14 protein-coding genes are annotated in these 15,093 nt (G+C 65.1%); 9 read left to right on the top strand and 5 right to left on the bottom strand.

Going from position 1 to position 15,093, the window contains the following annotated elements:
* The first annotated feature begins 9 nt into the window (after window positions 1-9).
* Both ACSFA3_RS07885 and ACSFA3_RS07880 read left to right on the top strand, forming a co-directional pair.
* Entirely contained in the window at window positions 10-705 is a 696-nt protein-coding gene (locus ACSFA3_RS07885; protein WP_435504807.1) for a heavy metal response regulator transcription factor, read from the top strand.
* Entirely contained in the window at window positions 705-2,048 is a 1,344-nt protein-coding gene (locus tag ACSFA3_RS07880) for a heavy metal sensor histidine kinase (RefSeq protein WP_435504806.1), read from the top strand. Before ACSFA3_RS07885 ends, ACSFA3_RS07880 begins: the two co-directional genes overlap by 1 nt.
* Here ACSFA3_RS07880 and ACSFA3_RS07875 read toward each other — a convergent pair.
* Window positions 2,045-4,324 carry a heavy metal translocating P-type ATPase gene (locus tag ACSFA3_RS07875; protein WP_435504805.1) on the bottom strand — a complete coding sequence of 760 codons (2,280 nt, stop codon included), beginning with the start codon at window positions 4,322-4,324 and terminating at the stop codon, window positions 2,045-2,047. The genes ACSFA3_RS07880 and ACSFA3_RS07875 overlap by 4 nt on opposite strands.
* A 91-nt stretch (window positions 4,325-4,415) precedes the next feature.
* On the opposite strand from ACSFA3_RS07875, the gene ACSFA3_RS07870 reads away from it, so the two are divergent.
* The 7 genes from ACSFA3_RS07870 to ACSFA3_RS07840 all read left to right on the top strand — a co-directional run bounded on the left by ACSFA3_RS07870 (window position 4,416) and on the right by ACSFA3_RS07840 (window position 11,383).
* Window positions 4,416-4,838 carry a Cd(II)/Pb(II)-responsive transcriptional regulator gene (locus ACSFA3_RS07870; protein WP_435504804.1) on the top strand — a complete coding sequence of 141 codons (423 nt, stop codon included), beginning with the start codon at window positions 4,416-4,418 and terminating at the stop codon, window positions 4,836-4,838.
* Between the two features lie 29 nt (window positions 4,839-4,867).
* Window positions 4,868-6,160, top strand: coding sequence for a guanine deaminase (gene guaD / locus ACSFA3_RS07865; RefSeq protein ID WP_435504803.1), 1,293 nt, complete (start codon window positions 4,868-4,870; stop codon window positions 6,158-6,160).
* Window positions 6,161-6,358: 198 nt separating this feature from the next.
* Window positions 6,359-7,849, top strand: coding sequence for a hypothetical protein (locus ACSFA3_RS07860; RefSeq protein ID WP_435504802.1), 1,491 nt, complete (start codon window positions 6,359-6,361; stop codon window positions 7,847-7,849).
* A gap of 64 nt (window positions 7,850-7,913) precedes the next feature.
* A complete protein-coding gene (dcd, locus tag ACSFA3_RS07855) occupies window positions 7,914-8,480 on the top strand; it encodes a dCTP deaminase (RefSeq protein WP_435504801.1) in 567 nt (188 codons plus the stop codon).
* Between the two features lie 125 nt (window positions 8,481-8,605).
* On the top strand, window positions 8,606-8,869 hold the full coding sequence (locus tag ACSFA3_RS07850) for a hypothetical protein (protein ID WP_435504800.1): 264 nt from the start codon (window positions 8,606-8,608) through the stop codon (window positions 8,867-8,869).
* 54 nt (window positions 8,870-8,923) lie between these two features.
* Window positions 8,924-9,802 (top strand): KPN_02809 family neutral zinc metallopeptidase, encoded by an 879-nt coding sequence (gene ypfJ / locus ACSFA3_RS07845; RefSeq protein ID WP_435504799.1) that lies wholly within the window; start codon window positions 8,924-8,926, stop codon window positions 9,800-9,802.
* Window positions 9,803-9,871: 69 nt separating this feature from the next.
* A complete protein-coding gene (locus ACSFA3_RS07840) occupies window positions 9,872-11,383 on the top strand; it encodes a DEAD/DEAH box helicase (protein WP_435504798.1) in 1,512 nt (503 codons plus the stop codon).
* 31 nt (window positions 11,384-11,414) lie between these two features.
* Here ACSFA3_RS07840 and ACSFA3_RS07835 read toward each other — a convergent pair whose 3' ends face one another.
* The 4 genes from ACSFA3_RS07835 to ACSFA3_RS07820 form a co-directional block, all read right to left on the bottom strand.
* Window positions 11,415-11,561: a hypothetical protein gene (locus tag ACSFA3_RS07835; protein ID WP_435504797.1), complete on the bottom strand. Its 147-nt coding sequence runs from the start codon at window positions 11,559-11,561 to the stop codon at window positions 11,415-11,417.
* A 135-nt stretch (window positions 11,562-11,696) separates the two neighbouring features.
* Window positions 11,697-13,298 (bottom strand): rhodanese-related sulfurtransferase, encoded by a 1,602-nt coding sequence (locus ACSFA3_RS07830; RefSeq protein ID WP_435504796.1) that lies wholly within the window; start codon window positions 13,296-13,298, stop codon window positions 11,697-11,699.
* Window positions 13,295-13,870, bottom strand: coding sequence for a cysteine dioxygenase family protein (locus tag ACSFA3_RS07825; protein WP_435504795.1), 576 nt, complete (start codon window positions 13,868-13,870; stop codon window positions 13,295-13,297). Before ACSFA3_RS07825 ends, ACSFA3_RS07830 begins: the two co-directional genes overlap by 4 nt.
* A complete protein-coding gene (locus ACSFA3_RS07820) occupies window positions 13,867-15,093 on the bottom strand; it encodes an acyl-CoA dehydrogenase family protein (RefSeq protein WP_435504993.1) in 1,227 nt (408 codons plus the stop codon). The genes ACSFA3_RS07825 and ACSFA3_RS07820 overlap by 4 nt, the downstream gene beginning before the upstream one ends.

Here is a 15,093-nt window from a genome sequence, read left to right as displayed (position 1 = left end):
TCATCCGACGTGCGCATTCTTGTCATCGAAGACGAGCCCAAGCTGGGCGACTACCTCCATAAAGGCCTGACCGAAAGCGGCTTCACGGTCGATGTCGCCCGCACGGGCATCGACGGCCGCAACATGGCGCTGGAAGGCAGCTACGACGCGCTGGTTCTCGACGTGATGCTGCCCGGTATCGACGGCTTCGCGGTGCTCGAAGCGGTCCGCAAATCGAAGTCGATGCCGGTGCTCATGCTGACGGCGCGGGACGAAGTCGCCGACCGCGTGCGAGGACTGCAGGGCGGAGCCGACGACTATCTCTCCAAGCCCTTCGCCTTTTCCGAACTGCTGGCCCGCCTGCAGGCGTTGCTGAGGCGCGGCAAGCTGCACGAAGTCACGCACTACACGCTCGCCGACCTGACGCTCGACCTCGGCACGCGCCGCGCCTCGCGCGCCGGGCAGAGGCTCGACCTGACGGCCAAGGAATTCGCCTTGCTCGCACTGCTGATGCGGCGCCAGGGCCAGGTGCTTTCCCGCACCCTGCTGGCCGAGCAGGTCTGGGACATGAACTTCAACAGCGAGACCAATGTCGTCGAGGTCGCCGTCCGGCGGCTGCGCGCCAAGATCGACGATCCGTTTCCGCGAAAGCTGCTGCACACGGTGCGCGGCATGGGCTACCTGCTGGAGAGTCGTGAAAGTGCCGGCGAAGGCGCCGGCGAGTGATGTCCGGTTCGATCCAGGCTTCGCTTTCGCGCTGGTTCGCGGCGCAGACTTTCATCGGGCTCAGCCTGGCCTGCGCGGCGATCTACGCCATTACCGCCTGGAGCTTCGACCTGAAGCAGGTCGATGAATTCGACCGCCACGTCGATGTCGTTGCCCATCTGCTGCAGGAACAAGACCGCGCCGCCGACTCTTCGGCACTGATCCACAAGCTGGACGATTTCTTCCTGTCGCACAGCGATGTCGGCCTGGTCCTCTCGCAGGATGGCAAGGCGATCTACAGCTCGACACCGAAGCTTTCCGATGCCCAGTGGCGTTGGGGTCCCGTGACCCGACTGACCGACATTCCGCGTGCGGGATCGGTGACGTCGATCCAGGTCGGCATCGACGTCCGGCAGGATGCGAAGCTGCTCGAACGCCTGGGCCGGACGCTGGTCGGCGCGGTCGTGCTCGGTTCGCTGCTGGTTTCCATGACCGGCTTTCTCCTGGTCCGCCGCGGCCTGAAGCCGCTGCAGAAACTTGCCGTGCAGACGGCCGAGACCGGACCGGCGTACCCGAAACGGCGTATCGAGGCATCGCCGTACGCATCGGAACTGTTGCCCTGGATCTCGCAGTTCAATGCCGTGCTCGAACGCGCCGAGCAGGCCTACCACCAGCTCGAAGCCTTCAACGCCGACGTGGCGCATGAGCTGCGGACGCCGCTGGCGAACATGATCGCGGAGGCCGAGGTCGAGCTGGCCAGGCCGCGCACTGCCGAGGCACTGCGCGAGGCGCTGATCTCGAATCTTGAAGAGACGCGTCGGCTGTCAGCCATCGTGACCGACATGCTGTTCCTGTCGAAGGCTGACCGCGGCGCGACCGCGCGTCTGTCCGCCGTCCCCGTGAGCCTCGCCGGACAGGTGCGGGATGTCGTCGAATTTCATGAGGCCGAGCTCGAACAGGCGGGATTGCAGGTGCGCATCCTCGGCGAAGCGCGGGTCGGGATCGACGCTGCGCTGGTGCGTCGCGCGATCTCGAATCTGCTGGGCAATGCGATCCGTTACGCACTGCCCGGCAGTGCGATCGATGTGCGTATAGACGTGCATGTCGATGCGGAACCGGCACAGGTCTGGCTGGCCGTTGTCAATCGCGGCCCCGCGATCGATGCTGGCGCACTGCCGCATTTGTTCAAGCGCTTCTATCGGGCCGAGCGTTCGCGGCACGGATCGTCCGAGCACCACGGCCTCGGTCTGGCGATCGTGGCTGCGATAGCGCGGATGCATGGCGGTGAGACACGCGCCAGATCATCGGATGGCGTCGTGGAAATTGCCTTTTCGGTCAGTGGAGCGCCCGCAGCGCCGACCTAGTCCCTGGCCTTTCGCAGCAGCCGCAGCCCGTTGCCCACGACCAGCAGGCTCGCGCCCATGTCCGCGAATACCGCCATCCACATCGTCGCGCTGCCGAAGACCGCGAGCACGAAAAACACCAGCTTGATGCCCAGCGCCAGCGTGATGTTCTGCAGCAGCACCGAATGCGTCTTGCGGCTCAGGCGGATGGTCTCGGCGATGCGGCCGAGGTCGTCGTTCATGATGACCACGTCGGCGGCTTCCATGGCGGTGTCCGTGCCCGCGCCGCCCATCGCGAAACCGATGTCGGCCTGCGCCAGCGCCGGCGCATCGTTGATGCCGTCGCCGGCCATGGCGGTCGCGCCGTAGCGCTGGCGCATTTCCTTGATGGCCGACAGCTTGTCTTCGGGCAGCAGCCCGCCGCGCGCATCGTCGATGCCGGCTTCGCGTGCGACCGCCTCGGCCGTGGCCGTGTTGTCGCCGGTGAGCATGACAGGTACTACGCCCAGTTTCTTAAGCTGTGCAACCGCTTCGACCGAACTGGCCTTGATGGTGTCCGCTACCGCGAACATCGCGAGCACGCCGTCGTCGCCGGCCAGCAGGGTCACGGTGCGGCCCTGCGATTCATGGGACGCAAGCTCGGCTTCCAGCCCGACGTTCGTCTGGTCGCGTTCCCTGATCAGACGGTGATTTCCCAGCACAAGGCGCTTGCCTTCGACCGTGCCTTCCACACCGCGTCCGACGAGTGCGCCGAATCCGTCGACGTCCGCCGCACCGCCGTCGATGCCGGCGGCTATGGACTTCGACACCGGATGGTCGGAGCGCGCGGCGAGGCTCTTGGCCCAGCGACGGACGCTCGATTCGTCCGCGCCGTTCAGCGCGCTGAAAGCGATCAGCTTCGGCTTGCCTTCGGTCAGTGTGCCGGTCTTGTCGACAGCGACGGCCCTGAGCTTGCGCGCTTCTTCCAGATAGGTGCCGCCCTTGATCAGGATGCCGCGACGCGCTGCCGCAGCGAGCCCGCTGACGACGGTGACCGGGGTGGAAATCACCAGCGCGCAAGGGCAGGCGATGACCAGCAGCACCAGTGCCTTGTAGATGGCGGTCAGCCATGCCCAGTCCAGCAGCAGCGGCGGCACGACCGCCACGGCCAGCGCTACCGCGAATACCGCCGGGGTGTAGATCGATGCGAAGCGATCGACGAGACGCTGCGTCGGCGCGCGCGTGCCTTGCGCTTCCTCGACGGCGTGAATGATGCGAGCCAGCGTCGAGTTGCTCACCGCGGTCGTCACCCGGAATTCCAGTTCGCCGTTCTGGTTGATCGTTCCCGCGAACACCTGGCTGCCGGGCTCCTTGTCGACCGGAATGCTCTCGCCGGTGACGGATGCCTGGTCGATGCTGCTGTTGCCGCGCGTCACCACGCCGTCGAGCGCGACGCGTTCGCCGGGCTTGACTCGTGCGATGGCGTTCAACGCGATGTCGGCTGCCTTGATGCGGCGCCAGCTGCCGTCGGCCTGGTGGACTTCCGCATCGTCGGGCGCGAGTTCGACCAAGCCCTGGATCGCGTTGCGGGCGCGGTCGACGGCACGCGCCTCGATCAGTTCGGCGATGGCGTAGAGCGCCATCACCATCGCCGCTTCGGGCCACTGGCCGATCACGAAAGCGCCGGTCACGGCAACCGACATCAGCGCGTTGATGTTCAGCTTGCCGTGGCGCAGGGCGATCAGGCCCTTGGTATAGGTCTCGATGCCGGCCAGCCAGATGGCGACGGCAGCGACCGCCATGCCGATGCCTTTCCAGGCCAGCGCATCGGGCGCGAAGTAGGAGACGGCTTCGGCCACGATCGCGAAGCCGAGCGCGGCGCCGTAGCGCAGGTAGCTCGTACCGGCGCCGGCTTCGTGGGTGTGCTCGTGGGCACCGTCCTTGTCGGCGGCGGATTTGCCCGAGGGCGTTACCGGTTCCGGCGCGAAGCCGGCCTTGCGGATCGCGGTCAGCGCGACGGCGACGGCGTCGTCGGTGCCGTCGATCCGCAAGGTCCGCTGGGGAAGCTTGAAGTGCAGGCCGCGGATGCCGGAGATCGGCTCGACCGCGCGGCGGATTTCCGACTCCTCTATGGTGCAGTCCATCGTCGAGATGCGGTAGGTATTCGGTGCGACTGCCGCATCCGCAGGACTGGCGATGGCAGGGCCGCAACAGGTGTCTGGTTGCGTGGCGAAGATCGGGCCGAGTTGCGGCTCGACGCTGTCCGCCGGCGCATGTGCGCAGCAATCCGTGCCGCTGTCGTGGGTGTGTTTGGCCATGGTGTTTTCGCTTTCAAGGTCATTTCACACCCTGTACCCACTGCAGGGTCAAGCGTCTACCATCGAATCCCTCCAGCGAAAAAGGCATCCCATGAAGATCGGCGACTTGAGCAACGCGACCGGCGTCGACGTCGGCACCATCCGTTTCTACGAACGCGCCGGCCTGCTCGCCATACCCGAGCGGCAGCCCAACGGCTATCGTTCGTACGGGCAGAAGCACCTCGAAGGCCTGTCGTTCGTGCGTCACTGTCGCGCCCTCGACATTCCGCTGACCGACATCAAGCGCCTGCTCGACTTCACGACCTTGCCCAACGAAGACTGTGCCGACATCAACCAGCTGGTCGACGAGCAGATCGCGCGCGTGCAGGCGCGGCTTCAGAGCCTGCAGGCGCTGGAGAAGCAGCTGACCGTGCTGCGCGCGAAATGCACGGCCGGCCACAGCGCGAAGGAGTGCGGCATCCTCGGCGAGCTGGTTTCCGCGGCGCATGGCGAAGCCTGCGTCTGCCATGCATGAACCCGATCGAGACGATACGAAATACGACGATGAAAAAAGCCTACCGCGCCTCCCTCCTGCGCTTCGACGACGAAGGCCGCCCCCTGTTCGATGAAGACGGCCTGCTGGTCGTCGCGCCCGATGCCGAGGGCCGCCAGCGTGTGCTCGAAGCCGGCAATTACGCCGACCTCGCGCCGCGCCATCTCGATGCCGCACCGACGCACTGGCCGGGCCGCATCATCGCGCCCGGCTTCATCGACATGCACATCCACTTCCCGCAGACCGACATCATCGGCGCGCCGTCGGAAGGGCTGTTGCCCTGGCTGGAGAACTACACCTTTCCGGCCGAGAGCCGTTTCGCAAATCCGGCGCATTCGGCCGAGGTCGCGGAAGTGTTCTTCGACGAACTGCTGCGCAATGGCGTCACCACTGCGCTGGCGTTCGCCACGTCGCATGTCGCGTCGGTGCAGGCCTTCTTCGCCTCGGCGCAGCGCCGACAGTTGCGGATGATCACCGGCAAGGTGCTGCAGGACCGCAATTCGCCCGACGGCGTGCGCGACGAAACCGCGCAGAGCCTGGCCGATACCGAATCGCTGATCCGCCAATGGCACGGCGTCGACCGGCTCGGCTACGCGATCACGCCTCGCTTCGCGCCGACCAGTACCGACGGTCAGTTGCGCGGTGCGGGCGAGCTGGCGGCGAAGTACCCGGACACATGGATTCACTCGCACGTCTCGGAGAACAAGGACGAGATCGTGTGGGCGCGCGAACTGTTTCCCGATGCACGCTCGTATCTCGACGTCTACCGTGGTTTCGGCCTGATGCGCGAGCGCGCGGTGTACGCGCACTGCATCCATTTCGACGATGACGACCGACGCCTTATGCGAAAGACGAAGACTGCGACGGCGGTCAGCCCTACAAGCAACCTGTTCCTCGGCAGCGGTTTCTTCGATTTCGAGGGCGCCGACCGCATCGGGTATCGCTACGGCTTGGCCAGCGACGTCGGCGGCGGCACCAGCTTCAGCCCCTTCGCCACCATGATGGCCGCGTATTACGTCGGTCGGGAAGGCCAGACCAAGCCGGGCGTGAGCATTGCCCCGTCCGAACTCTGGTGGCGCCATACCGGCGGCGCGGCGCAGGCGCTGGGGCTCGAAGGCACGATCGGCAACCTGCAGCTCGGCTGCGAGGCCGACTTCGTCGTCATCGACCCCAAAGCCACGCCGCTCCTCGCACGCAAGACGTCGCTGGCCGAAAACCTCGAAGAGCTGCTGTTCGCGATGATCGTGCTGGGCGACGACCGGCTGATCGAGCGGACTGTGATTTCGCAAGCGACCAGGGATTAATACTTTTGATGTTCTCGAGCTTTGCGATGACTTATTTAGGATATTTCCAAGACGTAGTGCGCGCTGTTGTTTCCTAAAGTCTTAGGCTTGTCCAACTACTGAGCGCCTCAGTTAGAGCGTCGATATCGCTTTATCTCGCGGCGAAAAATCATGCCGCGTCCGCTTCCTCCGCTCCAGGCTCGCCTGCCAATTTCCAGGATGCCAGCCAGTTCCGCCGACAGCGCCAGTACGGCCGGTACTGGCGGCGGCAACCTAACGCCTGTAAACAGCCGGGTGGAGATGCAGCGTCTGGGTTTGCTGTCGGAAACGCTCCGTCACTTCGGAATGAACGTCAACCAGTTCACCAATCTGGAACGTGTCGGCGCGAAGATGGGAGGTTCTCGCGATGTTTCCGGTTCCGGCGGCATGTACCGGAATCAGCAGGGTCAGCAGATGCTGCTGAAGCAACCTGTCAAGCCGCAAGAGGCGATGGCGGAATTTTTTAACGGGGCACTCAACCGGTCGTTCACTCCGGACGGAGTTCAGGTGCTTCCGCTGCGTCAGAACGGCAGTACATATCTTGCGTCGGTCTTTCCGGATCGCGCGGTGGATCTTTATAAGTACGCCTACCAGGCAGCAGGGCAAACGCCACCGCCGGAGCGGCCTGTCGTGCATTTGGGCAACAAGGCGACGACCGCGACCATCGACGACGGATTCAGGCTGTGCCAAGGGCGGGGCCTTGAGGAAAACCTGGCCCTGCGTCATCTCATCGGCGACAACGACGTGCATTCCGGCAACTTCGTGGTGCAGCCCGACGCTGATGGCCGGGTCGACCGGGTGATTGGAATCGACTACGGCTGGGGCAGCAGGGAGACTTCTTTGATGGGAGTGAAAGTCGGGAATCACTTCGGCTCTGAGGTACATCCCAACTCGGTCAGCAGGCGCCTGCCGATCGTGGGGCCGACCAACCATCATGTGGACATTCCGCCCGAGGTACGTTCCGGCGTGCCATACATTGATCAGCTGCTCAGGTCGGCGCAGCATGATTTTCAGCCCGCGATCCACGGCGCATTCCAGCAGGCTGGCCAGAGTTGGGCGCCGAGCGTGTTCGGTGCATTCGCCCGGAACGCCGGCCTCGACCTTCCACGCGGACAAATTCCGACCGGACCGGCCGTTGAGCAGGCCTATGCGCAGCGCATCGAGGAACGTCAGACGTCGATGCTGGACTACGCGGCGGGCATGGCCTCAGGCCTTGCGCACCTCGAGCAAAGCAACGGCTTGTACGGCGAGCAGGTCGTGCTCGATGTCGGGCCAACAGGGCTGCCGCTCGTCGACCGGTATTTGATACAGCCCGATATCGGTCGGCGGATCGGAGACTACGCAGCCGGCCTTTCGACGGCGCCGAAAATGCGAAATCATGCGCTGGAGGGACATGAAGACGAGCTGCGTTTCTTGCTCGCGCAACGTTTTCAAACCGTGCCGTACGAACAGCAAGCGGCACCTTCTACGATGCCGCTGCAGCCTCAGGCGGGTATGCAGCCGATACCTATACCGATACCGATTCCGCAACCGGTCATGGCGACTCAAATCGTTCAGCCGGCTGCCGTACCTTCCGATGTACCGAGCGCGCCGGGCTGGCAGTCCGTTCCGACCACGCTTCAGGACATCGGCGGTGTGCAGGGCGAGGAGGTCACGACGATCCGCCTCTGACACCTGTCCCGCCAACCGTCAGAGCGCGCTGCCTAGAATGGCGGCCCGACGAAAGGCCCTTTTCATGACCATCAAGAGCGACAAGTGGATACGGCGCATGGCCGAGCAGACCGGGATGATCGAGCCCTTCGAGCCCGGCCAGGTGCGCGAGCGGGAAGGCCACAAGATCATCAGCTACGGCACGTCGAGCTACGGCTACGACATCCGCTGTGCACCGGAATTCAAGGTGTTCACGAACGTTCACAGCACGGTCGTCGACCCGAAGAATTTCGATGAGAAAAGCTTTGTCGACATGCACGGCGACAGCTGCATCATTCCGCCGAACAGCTTCGCGCTGGCGCGCACCATCGAGTACTTCCGCATCCCGCGCAACGTGCTCACCATCTGCCTCGGCAAGAGTACGTATGCCCGTTGCGGGATCATCGTCAACGTCACGCCGTTCGAGCCCGAGTGGGAAGGCTACGTGACGCTCGAGTTCAGCAACACGACACCGTTGCCGGCCAAGATCTATGCCGGCGAAGGCTGCGCGCAGGTGCTGTTCTTCGAGAGCGACGAAGTCTGCGAGACCAGCTACAAGGATCGTGGCGGCAAATACCAGGGGCAGCGCGGCGTGACGCTCCCCAAAGCTTAAGAGCTGGAATTTGCTGCCCTGGCGCGCGGTCCTACGGCAACAGGGGCCGCTACGGCACCGTTTCCGAGCGACCGGCAACGCATCATCCGCCCGCTGGCGCAGAGTGCGCTTGACTGGAGCCTTGAATGAATTCGACCTTGCCGGTACGCGAACACTCACCCTTGCGGGTGCTGCTCTTCGCCTTGCTGGCGGCCGTGTTGCTAGCGCAACTGGCGGCAATGGCATTCGTCGCGCATTCGCAGGTCAAGAGGGCGGAAGAGCGCGATGCAGCCGAACGCAGTCTGCTGACTGCGCGTCGTACGCTGGCAGTGCCTGCCGCACCCGCTGCATTCCCGCGACAGTCAGTTTCCGTCGATGTCGTCAATGTCGATTACGCTTTTGCGGAGTGACCACACCATGCCGACCGCGTACGATCGCCCGGCAGCCACAGCAAGGAGCGAGCGATGAAATGGGAAGGCAACGAACAGTCGGATAACGTCGAGGACCGCCGTGGAAGCGGTGGCGGCGGCGGTGGATTCCCGATCGGCGGTCGAAGCGTCGGCATCGGAACGGTCGCGGTCGCCGTTATCGCAGGCTGGGTTTTCGGCATCAATCCGTTGACTGTCCTCGGTTTGCTGAGCGGCAACGGCGCCGCACCGCAGACCCAGCAGCAAGGTCCCGCCCAGAAGCCGCCGGCCAGCGACCGCGAGGCGGCTTTTGTATCGACGGTGCTCAAGAACACCGAAGTCGTCTGGTCCGACGTATTCCGCCAGAACGGAGGCACCTACAACGCACCCCGACTGGTGCTTTTTCGCGGCGCTACGCCGACGGCCTGCGGCACTGGCGAATCGGCAATGGGCCCGTTCTACTGCCCGGGCGACAAGAAGGTCTATATCGACCTCGGTTTTTTCGACACGCTCAAGAGCCAGCTCGGTGCGCCCGGCGAATTCGCACAGGCTTACGTCATCGCGCATGAAGTCGGTCACCATGTCCAGGACGAACTCGGCATCACAGCCAAGGTCGACGGCATGCGCGGTCGGCTGAGCCAGAGCCAGAACAACGCGATGAGCGTGCGGGTCGAGTTGCAGGCCGACTGCTTTGCCGGCGTCTGGGCGAACAAGTCGCAGCAATCGAAGCAGTGGCTGGACGCAGGCGACATCGAGGCGGCGATGAATGCCGCGCAGAAGATCGGCGACGATGCATTGCAGCGTTCGGCAGGGCGGGCGGTCGTGCCCGACAGCTTCACGCACGGCAGCAGCGCGCAGCGTCAGCGGTGGTTTGGCGCCGGTTACAAGGATGGCAGCATTCAGAGCTGCGATACCTTCAACACGCGCAATCTTTAAGGGGTACCGGGGGCAAGTCTCCGCACTGTCATTGGCGTTTTTTGCGTCGGTGCGACAATAGCGGGCTTAATGACAAGCTCTTTTTCCAATCTTTCGCTGGCAGAACCGCTGGCTCGCGCCGTAGCCGAAATGGGCTACGAGCACATGACGCCGATCCAGGAACAGGCCATTCCGGTGGTTCTGTCCGGTCAGGACGTCATGGGCGCTGCGCAAACCGGCACCGGCAAGACGGCTGCGTTCTCGCTGCCGCTGCTGCAGCGGATGCTCAAGCACGAGAACGGTTCGACCTCTCCCGCACGGCACCCCGTGCGCGCGCTGGTTCTGCTTCCGACGCGTGAACTTGCCGATCAGGTCGCGCAGCAGATCAAGCTGTACGCCAAGTACACGCAGTTGAGAAGCGCCGTCGTATTCGGCGGCATGGACATGAAGCCGCAGACGCTGGAGCTCAAGAAGGGCGTCGAAGTGCTGGTCGCCACGCCGGGGCGTCTGCTCGATCACATCGAAGCCAAGAACGCGGTTCTCAACCAGGTCGAATACGTCGTGCTCGACGAGGCCGACCGGATGCTGGACATCGGCTTCCTGCCCGACCTGCAGCGAATCCTGAGCTACCTGCCGAAGCAGCGCACCACGTTGCTTTTCTCGGCGACATTCTCTTCGGAGATCAAGCGTCTGGCCGGCAGCTATCTGCAGGATCCGGTCACGATCGAAGTCGCACGGCCCAACGAGACCGCATCGACCGTCGAGCAGCATTTCTACAGCATCGGCGACGACGACAAGCGCCGTGCGCTGAAGCAGATCATCGTCCAGCGCGGAATCACGCAGGCCTTCGTCTTCGTCAACAGTAAGCTCGGCTGCGCCCGTCTCGCACGCTCGCTCGAGCGCGAGGGTCTCAAGACCACCGCGCTGCACGGGGACAAGAGCCAGGACGAGCGGCTGAAGGCGCTTGCCGCGTTCAAGGCCGGCGAAGTCGATTTGCTGGTCTGTACCGATGTCGCGGCTCGCGGGCTCGACATCAAGGACGTGCCGGCCGTATTCAACTTTGATATTCCGTTCAACGCCGAAGACTACGTGCACCGCATCGGCCGCACCGGTCGCGCTGGAGCGTCGGGTCTGGCGGTGAGCTTCGCAAGCGGCGGCAACGATGCGCGCCTGGTCGCCGAGATCGAGAAGCTGATCAAGAAGCCTATCGAACTCGAAGCGATCGAGTTCGAGGAAGATCGCCCGCGCGGTCGCATCAATGACGGTCGCCGCCATTGGCGGGAAGAGGGCGAGTCGGAACCGGGCGATGCGCGGGAAGTGCTCGACGCGGTCGCGGCACCTTTTGGGGGACGCGCGCAACGCGATCCTCGCGAGCAGCGGGTGTCCACCTTCGGTAATTCGGCACCGCGCAGCAATGTGCGGCCCCAGCGCACGGCGGCCTCGCGCGATCCGTTTTTCGAGAAGCCCTACGAGACGCCGGAGCGCGAAGCGGAACCGGCCTGGGAAGCGTCTGCCAAGGCGGCGCCGGCCCGCGGCATATCGAGCAATATCAAGTCGAAGCGCAAGGTCGCAGCGCTGTTCAAGGCGTCCGAGCCGAGCTGACCTCGGCTTGGCGCTGTCGAGCCCGGATCGCTCAGGCGCGAACGCCCAGCACCGACAGCACGATCGCCGACAGCGTCAGTGCGACCGGCACCCGATGCATCGCGAGCACATGGACCCGCGTCATCGCGTGCCGAGAGAACAGCATGAGGTTCTTTTCCGAGTGAAGTGATGTGGACATGAAAGACTCCTTGAGGGTTTCGCGGGCTGTCTGCCTGCATGTCCCCAAGATAGTCCTGTTGCAACGCTTCGGAGCGGACGAACGGAAGACATGGTGTTTCCGCTTGCGAAACAATGCCGATCGCCGTTCTCTCCTTCAGATCACCCTGAAATGATGGGTGCCGTCGCGGTCGAGTTGCGCGACCAGACCGAATTCCCAATCCAGGTAGGCCTGCATGGCCTCTGCCGATGCATCGGTGCCTTCATAGGGGCGCCGGTACCGATCGGTACGCGGTACGGCCAAATGCTGCTCGCCTGATTCCGACGGAAGGCCGGCCGCGACCCAGGCGGCATTTCCACCGGCCAGCACAAAAATTTCGGCGTCGCTGCCGCGTGCATCCAGCAGCGCACGCAGGTCGCTGGCCGCGAATCGCGCAAGCAGGCTGCTGCCGCAAGTCAGCACGTAGCGCGGCACCGCAGGAATCTGCTCGAGCGCCTGCTGCAATTGCGCACGAATCGCAAACCATGCGCCGGGAATGTGCTGCTTCACATGGTTGGCGCTCGTGGTCACGTCCAGCACGGCCACCTGCGTCGGCGATTCGCCAAGCCATGCGGACAACTCGGCCGGCGTGACTTCCGCAACATCGGGCGCAGCTGCATGCACGGCCGGCGTCACTCCCAACACGTTGAACGCCGAACGCGGCGGCGTCTCGACGACATGCACATCCCAGCCCATTTGCGCGAGCCAGGAGGCGCTCATGGCGGCACGCACCCCGTCGTCGTCGACCAGCACGATGCGTGCGCCGCGCACCGGCACCTGATGATCGGTTTCCTGGACCAGCTGGCCGCCCGGCGCGCTCGCGAACCCTTCGATGTGGCCGGCTTCGTATTCTTCCGGCGCGCGGACGTCGAACCGGTAGACGGTGCGTCCGGGCACCTGGAGCGTGGGGAGCTCGTCTAGCGCAATCCAGCGCACGCCGGCCTTCTCGGCGACGCGCCGGGCATCGGTCTGCGCAGCGGCGAGCTGTGCGTCGTCCGGCGAAATCGCCCTGCGCGCCGCGCCGTGGTCGAGTTGCTGTCCTGCGAGCTTCCAGCCGATGGTGCCGTTGCGCAGCGCCGCCACCGGGTTGGGCAGCCCGGCGTTCACCAGCGACTGTGTGCCGATGATGCTGCGCGTGCGGCCGGCGCAGTTCACGATGACCTGCGTCGTCGGATCGGGCGCGAGCGCGCGGGCGCGCAGCACCAGCTCGGCACCGGGCACGCTGGTCGCGCCGGGAATGCTCATGGTCCGGTATTCGTCGAAGCGGCGTGCGTCCAGCACCACCACGTCGGCGCGTGTATCGATGAGCGCCTTCACTTCCTGTGCGGACAGCGAAGGCGTGTGGCGCTCATGCTCCACCAGTTCGCCGAAGGATTTGCTCGGCACGTTGACGTCGCGAAACAGTTCGCCGCCCGCAGTGCGCCAGCCTTCGAGACCACCTTCGAGCGTTCGCACCCGCGTGTAGCCCAGTGCGATCAGGCGCTCCGCCGCCAGCGGTGCGAGATCGATGCCGGCATGCTCGCCGTACACGACGATCAGCGTGTCGCGGCGCGGAATGCGGCGCCAGGCGTCGAGCTCGATGCGCGACAGCGGCAGGTTGGCCGCCCAGAGCGGATGTTCCTGCGCGAACGGGTCTTCCTCGCGCACGTCGAGCAGCGCGATTTCGGTGCGTTCGAGCAAATGCCGGCGAACTTCGGTGAAGTCGATGGTGGCGGTCATTGGCGTGGTGCTGTGTAGCCGGAGACAAAGGACTTGCGCCCGCCTTCGGCAGGGTAGGTGTGGCGCCGCACGGTGCCTATGTCGGCGCCGTAGACGTGGATGCTGATCGACACGCGGTCGTCGTAGGCGTTGTGCACCCGATGCACGTCGCCGATGCGCGGAGACACCGCCTCGACCTGACCCGGTTCGAGCTGCAATGCGTCGCCGTCGGGCACCGTGCGCCCGTCGTCGTCGATTCGCCAGGGCTGGCTGAACTCGGAACCGCGCAGCATGCCGATCAGGCCCCAGACCGTGTGGTCGTGGACCGGCGTGGCCTGTCCCGGACCCCAGACGAAGCTCACGACGGAGAAGCGGGCATCGGGATCGACATGCAGCAAAAACTGCTGATAGCGCGCGGGGTCGGGCTGAGCGAAGGCGTCGGGCAGCCAGTCGTCGCGTGCGACGAGGGTTCGCAGCAAGGCCGCGCCTTCGTCGAGGATGCGCGGCTCGCCGGGTTGCGTGTCGAGCAGGCTTCCGAAAGCTTCCACGAAGTCGCCCAGGGGAGGGATGGCGTCAAGGGCGGTCGAGGTCATGGGAAAGAGTGTGCACCCAGCGCGGCCTTGCCGGCGGCCACCAGCACGGCATCGTCCTGCGGCGTGTGAATCCGCCCGCACAGCACGTCCCGGTAGTGGCGTTCGAGCGGGTTGCTGCGGCTGAGGCCGTGATTGCCGCTCAATTTCAGCGCCAGTTCGACGACGCGGATCGCGTTCGCCGTGACCGTGTGCTTGAGCAGGCCGCTGTCCGTCGCGGCAGGTATGCGGCCTGCGTCGATTTCTGCGGCGGTGTGATCGAGTAGCAATTGGTTGGTTCGCAACAGGGATGCGATCTCGCCGACCTGCTCCTGCACGCGCGGCAGGCTGGACAGCGGAGCGCCGAGGCTGGCCGGCGCGCGTGCATGCAGAAACGTCAGCAGCCAGTCCTGTGCGGCGCGGGCCACGGCGTCGTACAGCGTGCCCAGCAGCACCACCATCCAGGCCTGCTGGTCGGCATAGGCGGCGCCGTCCGTGGCGTTGCCTGCCGCGGCAGCCCATTCGGCGGGCGTGCGCAGATCCACGCCGTGTTCCAGCGGGATCTTCACGTCTTCGAAGATAACCTCGTGACTGCCCGAGGCCCGCATCCCCAGATGGTCCCAGCTCGCGATCACGCGCAGGCCGGGTGCATTGCGAGGCACCAGGAAGATGCCGACCCTCGGCTCCGGCTCGTCCGTGCGGCCCCAGACCGACAGCCAGCTCAGCCCTTCTATGCCGGTCGTGTAGAGCTTGTGGCCGTCGATGCGCCAGCCGTCGGCCGTACGGCGCCCGACCGTGCCCGGCAAGCCGCCGCGCGCGGGCGAACCGAGTTCGGGTTCGACCCGCAGCGAATTCACGAGTGCGCCATGCTGCGCGCCGTCGCGCAGCACACGCTCGCGCAGATTCCCGGGCCACCGGCTGTCCGCGCGCGCGATGGCGCGGTGCTGCAGATAGGTCATCGTGAGTATCAACGCCGTCGCCGGTTCGCCACGCGCGACCGCGCCGATCACGCGGCGTGCCGTTCCGAGCGTGGCGCCGCTGCCGCCCGAGGCCGTCGGCACGAGCAGTCCGATCAGGCCGTGGCGCTGCAAGGTGGCGAAGTTGTCGCGTGGGAAGGCGCCATCGCGGTCGTGATCGGCGGCGGTGGCTGCGAACTGCGCGGTGAGGTCGGCGAGCAACGCGTCGGAGAAATAGGTCTCGCGTGCAGGAAATTGCAGCGGCGAGCGGAGCAGGGCGGTGGAAGGCAT

Source organism: Variovorax glucosi, assembly GCF_051216695.1.
In the GTDB taxonomy this organism is placed as follows: Bacteria; Pseudomonadota; Gammaproteobacteria; order Burkholderiales; family Burkholderiaceae_C; genus Variovorax.
Note: the sequence above shows the minus strand (reverse complement) of the source record. Positions and strands in the feature narration are given on the sequence as shown.

Coding starts and splice junctions, on each gene's coding strand:
- ACSFA3_RS07880 (WP_435504806.1), top strand. CDS start 705: ATGTCCGGTTCGATCCAGGCTTCGCTTTCGCGCTGGTTCGCGGCGCAG.
- ACSFA3_RS07875 (WP_435504805.1), bottom strand. CDS start 4,324: ATGGCCAAACACACCCACGACAGCGGCACGGATTGCTGCGCACATGCG.
- ACSFA3_RS07870 (WP_435504804.1), top strand. CDS start 4,416: ATGAAGATCGGCGACTTGAGCAACGCGACCGGCGTCGACGTCGGCACC.
- guaD (WP_435504803.1), top strand. CDS start 4,868: ATGAAAAAAGCCTACCGCGCCTCCCTCCTGCGCTTCGACGACGAAGGC.
- ACSFA3_RS07860 (WP_435504802.1), top strand. CDS start 6,359: ATGCCAGCCAGTTCCGCCGACAGCGCCAGTACGGCCGGTACTGGCGGC.
- dcd (WP_435504801.1), top strand. CDS start 7,914: ATGACCATCAAGAGCGACAAGTGGATACGGCGCATGGCCGAGCAGACC.
- ACSFA3_RS07850 (WP_435504800.1), top strand. CDS start 8,606: ATGAATTCGACCTTGCCGGTACGCGAACACTCACCCTTGCGGGTGCTG.
- ypfJ (WP_435504799.1), top strand. CDS start 8,924: ATGAAATGGGAAGGCAACGAACAGTCGGATAACGTCGAGGACCGCCGT.
- ACSFA3_RS07840 (WP_435504798.1), top strand. CDS start 9,872: ATGACAAGCTCTTTTTCCAATCTTTCGCTGGCAGAACCGCTGGCTCGC.
- ACSFA3_RS07835 (WP_435504797.1), bottom strand. CDS start 11,561: ATGTCCACATCACTTCACTCGGAAAAGAACCTCATGCTGTTCTCTCGG.
- ACSFA3_RS07830 (WP_435504796.1), bottom strand. CDS start 13,298: ATGACCGCCACCATCGACTTCACCGAAGTTCGCCGGCATTTGCTCGAA.
- ACSFA3_RS07825 (WP_435504795.1), bottom strand. CDS start 13,870: ATGACCTCGACCGCCCTTGACGCCATCCCTCCCCTGGGCGACTTCGTG.
- ACSFA3_RS07820 (WP_435504993.1), bottom strand. CDS start 15,093: ATGCCTTCCACCGCCCTGCTCCGCTCGCCGCTGCAATTTCCTGCACGC.